Annotated in this window: 12 protein-coding genes; 2 read left to right on the plus strand and 10 right to left on the minus strand. The window is 48.4% G+C overall.

Translation table 11 applies throughout. The features are described from left to right. Window positions 1-34: 34 nt before the first annotated feature. Together NSQ68_RS24355 and NSQ68_RS24360 are read right to left on the minus strand one after the other, a co-directional pair. Window positions 35-592 (minus strand): glycerol-3-phosphate responsive antiterminator, encoded by a 558-nt coding sequence (locus NSQ68_RS24355; RefSeq protein WP_342427426.1) that lies wholly within the window; start codon window positions 590-592, stop codon window positions 35-37. Between the two features lie 205 nt (window positions 593-797). Continuing rightward, a complete protein-coding gene (locus tag NSQ68_RS24360; protein ID WP_342427427.1) occupies window positions 798-1,751 on the minus strand; it encodes an alpha/beta hydrolase in 954 nt (317 codons plus the stop codon). A gap of 260 nt (window positions 1,752-2,011) precedes the next feature. Here NSQ68_RS24360 and NSQ68_RS24365 point away from each other — a divergent pair, with 260 nt between their 5' ends. Continuing rightward, entirely contained in the window at window positions 2,012-2,647 is a 636-nt protein-coding gene (locus tag NSQ68_RS24365; RefSeq protein WP_307351102.1) for an NAD(P)-dependent oxidoreductase, read from the plus strand. Window positions 2,648-2,805: 158 nt separating this feature from the next. Here NSQ68_RS24365 and NSQ68_RS24370 read toward each other — a convergent pair whose 3' ends face one another. The 8 genes from NSQ68_RS24370 to kduI form a co-directional block, all read right to left on the minus strand. Further along, a complete protein-coding gene (locus NSQ68_RS24370; RefSeq protein ID WP_342427428.1) occupies window positions 2,806-3,993 on the minus strand; it encodes a cation:proton antiporter in 1,188 nt (395 codons plus the stop codon). Between the two features lie 388 nt (window positions 3,994-4,381). After that, window positions 4,382-4,969 (minus strand): GNAT family protein, encoded by a 588-nt coding sequence (locus tag NSQ68_RS24375; RefSeq protein WP_342429157.1) that lies wholly within the window; start codon window positions 4,967-4,969, stop codon window positions 4,382-4,384. Window positions 4,970-5,034: 65 nt separating this feature from the next. Then, entirely contained in the window at window positions 5,035-6,396 is a 1,362-nt protein-coding gene (locus tag NSQ68_RS24380) for an MFS transporter (protein WP_342427429.1), read from the minus strand. Between the two features lie 91 nt (window positions 6,397-6,487). After that, window positions 6,488-7,639 (minus strand): winged helix-turn-helix domain-containing protein, encoded by a 1,152-nt coding sequence (locus tag NSQ68_RS24385; RefSeq protein WP_342427430.1) that lies wholly within the window; start codon window positions 7,637-7,639, stop codon window positions 6,488-6,490. Then, on the minus strand, window positions 7,620-8,858 hold the full coding sequence (locus tag NSQ68_RS24390) for an MFS transporter (protein WP_342427431.1): 1,239 nt from the start codon (window positions 8,856-8,858) through the stop codon (window positions 7,620-7,622). Before NSQ68_RS24390 ends, NSQ68_RS24385 begins: the two co-directional genes overlap by 20 nt. A 246-nt stretch (window positions 8,859-9,104) precedes the next feature. Further along, window positions 9,105-9,881, minus strand: coding sequence for a 2-dehydro-3-deoxy-D-gluconate 5-dehydrogenase KduD (kduD, locus tag NSQ68_RS24395; RefSeq protein ID WP_342427432.1), 777 nt, complete (start codon window positions 9,879-9,881; stop codon window positions 9,105-9,107). A gap of 49 nt (window positions 9,882-9,930) precedes the next feature. Continuing rightward, a complete protein-coding gene (locus NSQ68_RS24400) occupies window positions 9,931-10,575 on the minus strand; it encodes a bifunctional 2-keto-4-hydroxyglutarate aldolase/2-keto-3-deoxy-6-phosphogluconate aldolase (protein ID WP_342427433.1) in 645 nt (214 codons plus the stop codon). 78 nt (window positions 10,576-10,653) lie between these two features. After that, window positions 10,654-11,484, minus strand: coding sequence for a 5-dehydro-4-deoxy-D-glucuronate isomerase (gene kduI / locus NSQ68_RS24405; RefSeq protein WP_023990866.1), 831 nt, complete (start codon window positions 11,482-11,484; stop codon window positions 10,654-10,656). Window positions 11,485-11,824: 340 nt separating this feature from the next. On the opposite strand from kduI, the gene NSQ68_RS24410 reads away from it, so the two are divergent. Continuing rightward, a complete protein-coding gene (locus NSQ68_RS24410) occupies window positions 11,825-12,781 on the plus strand; it encodes a sugar kinase (protein ID WP_342427434.1) in 957 nt (318 codons plus the stop codon). Window positions 12,782-12,796: the final 15 nt, after the last annotated feature.

Raw genomic sequence — 12,796 nt, forward strand, 5'->3', positions numbered from 1 at the left:
TTATGTATGGTTGTCCACTTGATTCAAATAAAAGCTATGGCTTATAATGCTCGAACAGTTGTTTATTGGAGGTCGTAACTGCTGTAGCTCCCGCATCCAACGCCGCTTCCACATCCTCAGGGGTGCGAATAAGTCCGCCCGCCAAAATAGGAATGCCCGTACGTTCGCTGACCTCCTTAATCATTGGTGGAACAACACCGGGCAGCACCTCAATATAATCAGGTCGTGTTTTTCCCACCAGCGCGTAGCTTTTTTCCAGCGCAATCGTATCGAGCAGGAACACCCGCTGTACAGCAAGAATCCCTTTCTTTTTAGCGGTTGCAATCACCCCGGATCGGGTCGAAATAATCCCAAATGGCTTAATTTCCTGACACAAATATTCAGCCGCATACTCGTCATTCTTTAAGCCTTGCACCAGGTCCGCATGCAGGAGCATTTGCTTGTTGCGACTCCTAGCCATCTGGTACAGATTGCGCAGCTGCGCTACATGCGTATCCAGAAAAACCGCATACTCATAAGAGCTGTCCAAAATACCCTCCAGCTGCTTCATATGCTTAGCTGCAGGTAAAATGCGTTGTCCCTGAAATGGCATGGATATCCCCCTTAGGCTGAATGTCGGTCAAACTCGTTCAAATTTTATATTATCACTCTGTTCGACGAACGTGAAGCGTTCTCATTGCAGATATGTATAAAGGCTGCCTTCCCTGCAATAAATGTCAGCAGGAAGAAGACTGCCTAATCGTTCAAAGAACTGGATCAAATCACACGACAGCACCCTTAAAATGCTCTATAGTGTACTAGCCCTCAAACCCTTGGCGCAGCCATGAGGTAGCGAGCATGATCGCACCGCGCTTGGCCGCGGTTTCCGACAATGGGTTCAGCATCACAAAGTCGTGGATGATGCCCTGAAAGCGTACAGCGGTCACATCTACTCCCGCTTCACGCAGCTTGTTCGCATAGGCCTCACCTTCATCGCGCAGCACATCGGCCTCGCCTGTAATGACCAGCGCACGCGGTAGCCCTTTAAGCTGTTCTGTGGTAGCACGTAACGGGGACGCTGTGATCTGCGCTCGTTCGTTGGGATCCGTCGTATATTGATCCCAAAACCATTGCATTCCTTCGCGGCTCAGGAAATATCCTGTGGCGAACTCATGATATGATTCTGTGTCAAAGGAAGCGTCCGTCACCGGATAAAATAACAACTGCTGGCGAATGGTAGGACCGCTGCGTTCTTTGGCCAGCAAAGTTACAGCCGCGGTCATGTTACCGCCGACACTGTCTCCGGCTATTGTCAGCGTATCGGGCTTCAGCCCATGCTCGCGCCCATGCTGTGCCACCCATTGAACGACCGCGTAAATTTCCTCAATCGCCGTCGGATATTTAGCTTCAGGGGACAAGCTGTATTCTGGAAATACAACTGCTGCCTGTGAGCCGACTGCCAATTCACGAATCAGGCGCTCATGCGTATGGGCATTACCGAATACCCAGCCTGCTCCGTGAATATATACAATGACCGGGAGATCGCTTGTCACCTGTTGTGGGCGAACAATTCTGACCTTCACCTCACCGCCAGGCCCACCTGGAATAGTAAGATCTTCTACATCTGCGGCAGGTTTGTCTGCTGGGCCGGATTGAACCTCATTGACCGTTTCACGTCCTTTTTCAGGACCCAAATCGTATAGAAACGGAGGCTTGGCATTATCGTCTGCAAATTTCTGTGCTGCGGGTTCAAGCTGTACTTTTTTACTCATATCGGTTCACTCTTCCTTTCTTTTCTGTGGTCTACATATATCCATTTTGGCTTAAGTTTGCTCATTCAGTTTTACCTTATATATTTAAACGAGTTCCTCTCTTTCCAATCGGAGGACTTTAGTTTGCCCAACAGAAGAGCTTGACTTTTATTTTATATTGTAACTATAATAGTTACATATTAAAGTTCGTAAATGCACTAGGTACACTTACGATCAAACGAATGAATCATCCACATCATATTTATAGGAGGCTATCTATTATGAAAATTGCAGTTATTGGTGCAACCGGTAAAGCAGGAAGTAATATCGTAAAAGAAGCATTGGACAGAGGGCATGAAGTAACCGCCATCGTCCGTGACTCGGCTAAAGTAACAGAAAGTCGTGCTACTGTGGCACAAAAAGACGTTTTTGACCTGAAAACAGATGATCTGAAAGGTTTTGACGTAGTCGTTAATGCATTTGCCGCTCCACTCGGACAAGAGCATCTGCATGTCGATGCAGGTAACGTACTGATCGAAGCCCTGCGTAATGTATCCGGTACTCGCCTGATTGTCGTAGGTGGTGCAGGCAGCTTGTTCACTGACGAATCCCAAACACTTTTGGTAAAAGATACTCCTGGCTTCCCTGATTTCGTATATCCAACAGCCAACAACCAAGGAAAAAACCTGGAAATTTTGCGTGGTACCAGCGACCTGAACTGGACTTTTATTAGCCCTTCTGCGGAATTTGCACTGGGTAAACGTACAGGCTCTTACCAAGTGGGAAAAGACACGCTGTTGGTTAATTCCAAAGGTGCAAGCTATGTCAGCTATGAGGATTATGCAGTTGCTGTAGTGGACGAAATCGAAAAACCACAACATCTGAACCAACGCTTCACAGTGGTGTCCGAGTCCTAATTTCTCTATGCTTGCAGCGCTTATAGCATAAAAGAGACCCTTCGCCCATTTTCTCATGCTGCATGGAAAGTCCGCTCTACTCTAAATCGGACTTTCCATGCACGCTATGAGAAACTGAACCCGAAGGGTCTTTTTGTTATGACCTGTTGATACTCTCATTACAACTTATCAATGCCGACCTTCTTTTCTGTATCGTGAGCGGAAGTCCTCCTCTTATCGCTAAAACACAGCTTGAGAATTGGAGGTGCAGCCAAAGTTGTCAAAATGACGGCAATGATCACGGATGTAAAATATTGCTGTGCCAACAGACCCGACTGTAGACCGGTAGCTGCAATAATAAGTGCGACCTCGCCACGTGATATCATACCGGAGCCAATCGCAAGGGAAGAACGGTTATTGAAGCCCGTCAGCCGCGCGCCGAGGCCTCCTCCCACTAACTTCGTCACCAGTGCAATCAGTGTTAAAACAACAACAAATCCGAGCTGCTGGCCTACTCCCTCAAAGGAAACATTTAATCCAATGCTGACAAAAAATACAGGAACAAAGATGGAATAAGCGATGGGCTCCACCTTTTCTTCTACGGCGTGCTTAAAGCTTGTTTGTGCAATGGCAATCCCGGCAGCAAAAGCCCCGATAATCCCTGCCATTCCCAACATATCCGCAAAATACGCAAAACCGAAGCAAATGATCAATGCAGCCGTGATAATTGCTTCTGTCACCTTGAGTGGAGCGAGTATTTTCATAATCCATGGAACAACGAACCAGCCACCCAGAATAGCTACTACGAAGAAAACTAGCTTTTTGCCAACAAGAAGTCCCAACGAAGTCTCTCCACCCATACCGAATATACTCATCATTACCGCAAGCAGTACCACGACAAGCACATCATCCAGCACCGCCGCACCCAAAATGGTCGAGCCCTCTCGGGTATTCAGCTTGTTCATATCCTTGAGCACCTGTACTGTAATGCTTACCGAGGTAGCACTCAGAATGATCCCTAGAAACCAGCCTTCATGCACCGAGAATCCAAAGGCTTCCCCTACACCAAAACCACAAATTAGCGGTAAAATAATACCTCCAACCGCCACAGCTACGGCAGGCTTCCAGTTACGTCGAAGTTGATCCAGATCCGTCTCCAGTCCAGCAATGAACATCAGCAGCAGCACGCCGATTTCAGACATATCATGAATCAGCGAATCATTCTGAACCCATCCTAATACGGCTGGGCCCAGGACAATTCCTGCGATCAGCTTTCCCAACACCGCTGGTTGACCGAGCTTGACGGACAAATGACCCGCGACTTTTGTGAACAGTAGAATCAGCAGAAGATATAGTATAAATTGCATAGGCTGATAACCTCCTTTTGTTTAATCCTTGAACTTATTTGCAAAAATCCCATAAGCGACTTCCAATGAACAAGATATAGATCGAAATGGTTTAGTTCGTCTATATCTTGCACTTCGGAGCGACTGGAATCGAATTTTGCAAATCCTAATCATAAAGTGTAAAACAAACGTGCAAAATATGTGTCTGACCTTAACGGACAGCTCGCAAAATAAAAAGAGGAACCCGAAATACAGCACAGGTTCCCCTAAAAAAGACATAAAGGAGCCTTGGTGACAGGCTCCTCCGGTAATTCATATCTTCATTTGATGTTGTCGGTCATACTTGCGCAAACAAGCAACTTTATCTTTTAATTATATCTCTTCTGTAAACCCGTGTAAACGTGTTGAATCAATTTTCTACTTTTTTCACATAGCGGTCGCGGTATTCGTGGTCCAGCATACTCATCAGAATCGAATCATGGTATTCATAATTGTAGAATAAAGCATCCCGCTGCACACCTTCGCGCTGAAAGCCTACTTTTTCATAGCAACGAATGGCACGTTCATTAAAATCAAATACATTCAGCTCAATCCGATGCAGGTTACAGATACCGAATCCGTAACCCAGCATGAGCACAAGCGCTTCGGTGCCGTAGCCCTTCCCCTGATTTCCCTGCTCATTGATCGCAATACGGATGTTGGCACTGCGATTCAGGCTGTCCATATCCTGCAGAGCTATATCTCCGATGACACGATCATCTTCGCGAAGCGCAATCAAGAGCAGCAGGCTTGAGGAATCCTGTCCTTTAGCTTCAATATAACGGGCAATTTGATCCTTGGTAAAGCTGCGTTGTGTGCCTGTCAGCCTCCGCACATCCTGATGGAACAATGTATTATAGTATAGCTCGGTGTCCTCCACGTTAACGGGACGCAAGTATACCCGTGATCCTTCAAGTAACCGTGCCACAGGCTCCGAGGCTGAAGTTTGTTGAGTCATCATGATCTCTCCCATGCTAAAAATATAAATGACGAAAACCGAAGTAAATTATTGCGCAAGTTCGACTACGCAAGGTCTGCATTTTGCTCCGCAGTCAGGCTAGAATCAGCGAGGGACTCGCGCCAAATTACGGATTGAAGCAGTAGTCCTGCCAAACCCAGAATTCCAACAGTCATTCCGATCCAGACAAAAGCCGTTCCCGCCCCTGCTAATCGGATCAATACTCCCCCGGCAAGCGGCGAAACGACCATGATTGCTCCAATCACGGTACTTTGGATACCGAAGACGCGTCCTACCATATCAGCAGGGGTTTTGGCTTGTAATATATAGTTCTGGGTGATAATGTACAGGCCGTTGCCCACGCCCAGCACGGCCCCGATCATAAGCAGTACGGGCCATCCTGTTCCGGGTTGCGCCCAGCCTAAAGCAGCAATAGCTCCGCCAACCAGTACATACCCACCACCGAGCCCCCAGCCTGCGCTTATGCGATTCAAGCGATTAAGCACAAGCATGCATCCGACGGCGCCAGCACCAATGGCCGAAACCAGCCAGCCAAGCAGCGATTCATTACCCGGAGCGAGCACTCGCAGCAGCGTAGGGAACTGGTAGTCGATCATGAGAATGGCGATTAAGCCGAAAAGTCCGAATATGAGCGTATGCAAAAGCATTCGACTGTGCCATAAGAACGCCCAGCCCTCACGCCATTGGTTGAAAAAACGAGATGCGCGGACATGCTCCTCCCGCATTTTGACTTCATCAGCCTCAGGCGCTGTATGCGTAGCCAACTTTCCTTGCTGCTCGGCTACAACAGCTTGTTGGTCTGGGCTGACCAGCGCCGGACCGATTCCGCGCAGCGGCCACAGCAGCAGGCCGGAACAGAGGCGCAGCAATGCATTGAGAATAATGCATGCCTGGGGAGACAACACAGTCAAGGTCATAGCGCCCAGTAGCGGCCCTGCCACTTTGGAGGCCTGATTGACCAACCCATTCAGCGAGGTCGCCCGAAACAGGTCGTCGCTGGCGACTACCGTACGGGTCAAGCCTTGCTGTGAAGGCATTTGAAATACGCCAGCCGCCGCGCGTAGACCGAGCAAAGGCAGCAGCCATACCGGACCCGGGACGGCGAGAATGGCCAGCGTCAATAAGGCAATAGCTGCATCGCAGACGATCATCAGCCGGGCCTTGTGTACCCGGTCAGCTAACGTGCCCGCGATGGAACCCAGCAGCAGACCCGGTAGCGCCATCACTACCGGAATCAGCGCAATCAGCATAGGGTCGGCTTCCCAGCGGTAGGCAACAAGCACCTGAATGGCGATAGCATCAAACCAATCGCCAAAGGAAGCAGCCGTGTGCGCCGCAAACATCCGCCGAAAACGGCCATTGTGCCAAATGCTAGGCGTGGATTGCAGTTCTTTCTTTTCCTTCATTATCTACTCACCCTGCTCTCATTTTCAGCTTTTTTAGCAATAAGAACATTCTAGCGGGTCTATATCAGAGGAAAGTCAGACAGCTAAAACATCAGACGGTAGAAAGTGTTTGTTCCAGCCAGCGCCTTAGCGCTGGACGATGCAGTGTTAAGCTGTTTTCCCGGTCAAGCTGATCATATTGAGCGGTATACTTCTCTTCCAGCGCTGGATAGGAACCGCAAAGCTTCAAGAACGAGCGAATTTGACTTACCGCTTTGATTTTTAGCAATTCCTGTTTAGCCATATCAAGGGTATCCAATCCCTCATCCATCAGCCGCTCGGCGTTATCCACATCTCCAGTACGCAACAGCATAAGTCCGCGCATCATGCGATAACGGCCCAGCTCGCGTAAATACGGAGCCTCCGACAGCATGCCTTCCAGACGATCAGACAGTTCCGCAGCCTTTTCCATATGATTGGCAACCAGATGCATATACATTTCCATCAGTGCAACAGGCATCACAAATTTATCGAGATTATCCCGTTCCATGACCATCATGGTCAGTGGCAGACCTTCCTGTGCGCGTTCAGGTTGTCCATTCTCTACATAAGCCTCCAGAATGTTGAGAATACGCAATTCCCGTTCCTGTTCACTGGACAGCAGCCTGCTGGAAAGCGCACACTCACATAGAGCAAGCCCCTCATCCGTCACCCCTGCTGCGCACATATATAGTAGCAGCATCCAATACAATCGATCTGCCGGAGCAAAGTCCTCCCGTTCCAAGAACCAAGGCACATCCGCCTGTACAAAACGGGTATACATTTGATAAAAGACAGACAATTCAAAACCCATCTGCTCCTGCTGGGCAGCCAACGCTACGATGGAATTCCCCTGTCCCAGCAGCTGGTATTTCCGGAATAGTCCATGTACGGCGTCCTGCACCTCCTGATCGTGCAAGGACGGATGATTCTGTGGCTGCACGTCAGTCAAGGTCAAGCTGTAGCCATACCCTCTAACCGTATGAATACGGAGCACATCCCATGACTTCAGTTTTTTGCGCAATCTGTAGATATGATCATCCACCGTACGCTCCACCGGATACTCCAGCGGCCACACCCGATCCAGCAGTTGTTCCCGGGTGAACACCTGATTCCGGTTATCGTACAGAAAGCGCAACAGCGCAAACTCTTTAGCCAACAACATAACACGACCTGCACTACAAATCACACTGTAACCGTCTGCATCAAATTGCAGTCTGATCATCCACCTCGCCTCCGACATATCGTTTCTTGGCTGCACCCAGCCCTATAAACATAAGCAGAACACTCAGGCATAAGAGCAGTAGCAGCGGAACTGTCCAGCCTTGTGTCGCATCATGCAAATAACCGAACAGCGTCGGTCCTGTCGCTGCCAACAAATAACCAAAGGATTGAGCCATACCAGACAGCTCTGCTGCCTGCTGCGGTGTTCGCGTCCGCAAATTGAAGAACATCATTACTAGCGGGAAAGCAAAACCACCCGCTATACCGATACAAATGACCCAAATCACACTCCACTGTGTAGCCCCAAGCAGAAATCCACCCAGACCGATAAAATACAGGGCAGCCATAATCAAAACCAATACCCGCTGATCCTTCACCCGTGCCGCCCAAATAGGCACAATAAAAGTAAATGGCATTTGCGAAAACTGCAGCACGGACAGCATCCATCCCGCAGTTTCTAAATCCATTCCCTGTCCGCTCATCATTTCGGGAAACCAGGCAGCAGGAACATAGAACAGGGCAGATTGCAGCCCCATAAACAGCGTCACCTTCCAAGCCAAAGACGATTTATACACATTTACAGTTCGGGCAGACACCACCGCTTTATTAGCCGTTTTCCCTGCCTTAAGGAGCTGCGGCACCCAGAGTAAAATACCTACGACACCTACAATCCCCCATATTCCCAAAGCACCTCGCCAGCCCATACCTCCATTTATAGCCAGCGGTATACTCAGCCCGGATGCTGTTGCAGCGACCACGTTCATAGATACTGAATATACACCGGTCATCAGTCCGCTGTTGCGAGGAAACTCCTCTTTGATCAGACTGGGCAGCAACACATTACAGACGGCAATAGCCAGTCCCAGCATAGCAGTCCCGACAAATAATGCGGTCACCCCCAGCGTTGAGCGCACCACAATACCTGCGGTCAACAGCAACAAGGCTGCAAATATAATAAGAGACGACCCGAAGCGGCGCGACAGTTTGGCTACAAAAGGCGACAACAGGGCAAAAGCCAGCAACGGCAATGTCGTTAATAGGCCACTCAGTGTATTCGAAATATGCAAAGAATCCTTAATCAAACCGATAAGAGGTCCTACCGAGGTAATCGAGGCGCGCAGATTGGCACCTACCAGAATGATCCCTACGGCAAGCACCCAAGGACCGGCATGCCACAAAGATTTGTATACCAAAGCTCGTTGGTGTTGCTGTGAACTCATCTCTCCATTCTCCAATCCATCTGTATTATGCTCAAAGGCTCCAACCAAGTGTACGGCTGGAGCCTAGCAATTTTTATCTCATTAAATTATAAAGGCATTCGTGCCATATGCATAGGACGGATCGACACAGAGCCCCAAGTCTCCAAATTCAGCATATAGCTTCATTGAAAAAATAAAAGCTGCCTGAAAGGATAGTTTCCTTTCGAGGCAGCTTTCAGTTCATAACTTCAATGCGACCAGCGCTGCTTAACGTACCAACCAGCCGCCGTCCACCGCCAAGATATGACCGTTCATATAGTCGGAACCCTGACTGGCGAGGAAAACCACAACTCCCATCAAATCAGACGGATCGCCCCAACGACCCGCAGGAATACGCGACAAGATTTCTTGATTGCGATTTTCATCCGCACGGATTGGAGCTGTGTTTGCCGTAGCAATATAACCCGGCGCAATCGCATTAATCTGAACGTTATGAACTGCCAGCTCGTTCGCAAATGCCTTGGTCAAACCAGCTACCGCATGCTTGCTCGCTGTATACGGCGGAACGAATTTGCCACCCTGAAAAGCAAGCATAGAAGCGACATTGATAATCTTCCCGCTTTTTTGCTCTACCATCACCTTTGCCACTTCCTGGCTCAGATGATATACGGCATTCAGGTTAATCTCCATAACAGCGTCCCAATCCTCATCTTTATACTCCAGCAGAGGGGCGCGACGAATCGTACCTGCATTGTTAACAAGAATATCAATTTTACCGAATTCATTGACGCATTCTTCTACAATTTTCTTAATGGATTCTTTCTCTGTCAGATCAGCCTGATAAAAGGCAACCTTCACACCCGTTGGCTCCAGCAAACGTCTTGTTTCTTCATATTCATCATTGTTAGCTACAATAAACAGATTTGCACCTGCTTTGGCCAAAGCTACGGAATATCCTTGACCCAAACCAGTGTTGCCTCCTGTTACAATCGCCGTTTTACCTTTTAGACTGAAAAAATCCAGTGAAAAATGGTCCAGACCCATGCCTACGCCTCCATCACAAATTAGTATAAAAACCTATAATTCCCGAAGCCTACAGCGCTGCACGTACTTCCTTATATTTAGCTACATAACGTGCTGCATTTTCTGTGATCAAGTCGTAGCGACCATCCTTGGCCGGAGCCGTCAAATTGCCCCCAATTCCCACGGCCACACATCCGTTACGCAGCCAGGTTTCCATATTGTCCAGATCAACGCCACCAGTTGGCATAATCTGTACATGAGGCATTGGACCTCTGACGGCCTTCACAAAGTCCGCCCCCATCGCACTGCCTGGGAACAACTTCACGACATCGCTACCCAATTTCATGGCTTCCTTGATCTCATTCAGCGTCATACAGCCGGGCATATAAGGAATCGCATACAAATTGCATAGCTTCGCTGTCTCTTCTTCAAAAGAAGGACTCACGACAAACTCTGCTCCGGCTAGAATAGCAATTCTTGCCGTCAGTGACTCCAGTACCGTTCCTGCACCAATCACTGCCCGATCCTTAAATTCGTCTCTCAATCTTCGAATGACCTGATCCGCATCCGGCGTCGTAAACGTAAGCTCAATATTATCCAAGCCGCCTTCAATGCAGGCTTTAGACATTAGATATGCTTCCTCCGCTGTGTTTCCCCGAATGACTGCGACGACACCTACTGAAGTGATATGTTCCAAAACTTTCTTTTTCGTCATGTTCCTGATCCTTTCCACGAATGGGATGACCATGTACCTCAGCCGCTTGCAGGTCTACGCTCCAATACACTGATCGGATTAACGCAACTCGCTCATGGCAACCTGATCCATGTCTTTGTATGTTTTATTTTCACCAGCCATGCCCCAAATGAAGGTATAGCTGCCCGTAGCCGCACCGCAGTGGATAGACCAAGGTGGAGAAATAACGGCTTCATCATTTTTCATTACCAAATGGCGCGTTTCGTTCGGTTCACCCATCAGGTGGAACATTCTCGCGTTCTCATCCAGCTCAAAGTAGAAATACACTTCCATACGACGGTCATGAACATGTGTCGGCATGGAGTTCCACACACTGCCGTTTTCCAACGTCGTCATCCCCATAACCAATTGGCAACTTTGAATGCCTTCATCATGGATAAAGCGACGCAACGTGCGGTTGTTGGCTGTTTCCTGTGAACCCAGACTTTCAGAAGGTACATCGGCAAAAGACTGCTTCGTCGTCGGATACGTGGTATGAGCCAAAGCTGAAACGATATAAAATTTCGCAGGCTTTTCACTGGAATCGCTTTCAAAGATCAACTCCTTGCCACCTTTACCTACGTAGAGACAGTCTTTTGTGGCCAGCTCGTAAGTTTCACCGTCCACCTTGACCGTACCGCTGCCGCCGACATTAAAAATGCCCAGTTCGCGGCGCTCCAAGAAAGTTTCCGCTTTGATTTGATCGTTACCTTCCAGTGCAACAGATTTATTCACGGGATAAATGCCCCCGATAATGACACGATCTTCATGCGTATAGACCAGTTTTACCTCCTCAGGCACAAACAGCTCCTGGATCAAATAGTGCTGACGCAACTCTTCAGTCGTAAAATGCTTGGCATGTTCGGGATGAGTTGAATAACGCATTTCCATAAAAACATTCCTCCTGTTTAGATAAACTTTTTTATCAACGGAATTGTTATAAAAGCGGTTTCTAACTCTACTTCTTAGCTAGAATTGTAATAATTATCTAAGAGGGTGTCAACCCAAAACTTCACTATTCCTAGAAAAACCCTTAATACGTACGAAGTTTTACACGCTTTTTACCTTTTGATAAACAAAATCACATTTTTTTATCTGTATTACCCAAAAAGTTTTTAGCCAATATATCAACTTCATCATTGTGAAAAACCGATTTATGTGATAATTTCAATTTATTCAGTTGGTGCATGCGCTTACAGATTAAGTTTACTAAACATGAGGAGGAATACAAATGACCGCAACATTGGATGCTGTTACCTTCGGAGAACCGATGGCCATGTTTTATGCCAATGAAGCAGGCTCTCTGGATGAGGTGCGTTCATTCACCAAAGCGTTAGCCGGGGCAGAGACGAATGTTTCGGCCGGTTTGTCGCGTTTGGGGCTACGAGCCGGACTCGTGACCAAACTCGGCGAGGATACGTTCGGCAAGTTTATTGCCGGTGCGCTACGTCAGGAAGGAATCGACACCCAGAATGTCATGTTTACCAAAGACCACTCTACCGGGATGCTAATTAAATCCAAAGTTACCAGCGGTGATCCTGAGGTGGAATATTTCCGCAAGCATTCCGCTGCTTCCACACTGAGCATCGCTGATTTTAACGAAGCTTACTTTGCCGGGGCTCGCCATCTGCATTTTACAGGTATTTCCGTCGCCCTCTCCCCTGAATGCCGTGATTTCGCACGACATGCGCGGCAATTCATGAAGAAGGCGGGCAAAACCGTATCCTTCGATCCTAACCTCAGACCCAAATTATGGACTGACACGCAAACGATGGTGGAGGCGATTAACGAGGCATCTGAGGGGTGTGACTGGCTTCTACCAGGGATTCATGAAGGTAAAATATTGACGGGCTATACTTCGCCCGAGGACATTGCTTCGTTCTACCTTGACCGTGGTACCTCACTGGTCATCATCAAGCTGGGAACCGAGGGCGCATATTACAAATCCGCAGATGCTGAAGGATATGTAAAACGCTTCCGCGTAGATCATGTCGTGGATACCGTCGGTGCGGGTGACGGTTTTGCCGCAGGTGTTATCAGCGCATTGCTGGAAGGTTTGCCCTTGGCAGAGGCAGTCAAACGCGGTAATGCACTTGGTGCGCTGGCTGTTATGTCAGCCGGAGACATGGATGGCTATCCGACGCGAGCCGAACTGGAATCTTTTTTACTCAGCGCCAGTACAAATTAGTCGGGGATCATCCCC

The organism is Paenibacillus sp. FSL L8-0158 (assembly GCF_038592965.1).
GTDB lineage: Bacteria > Bacillota > Bacilli > Paenibacillales > Paenibacillaceae > Paenibacillus > Paenibacillus polymyxa_D.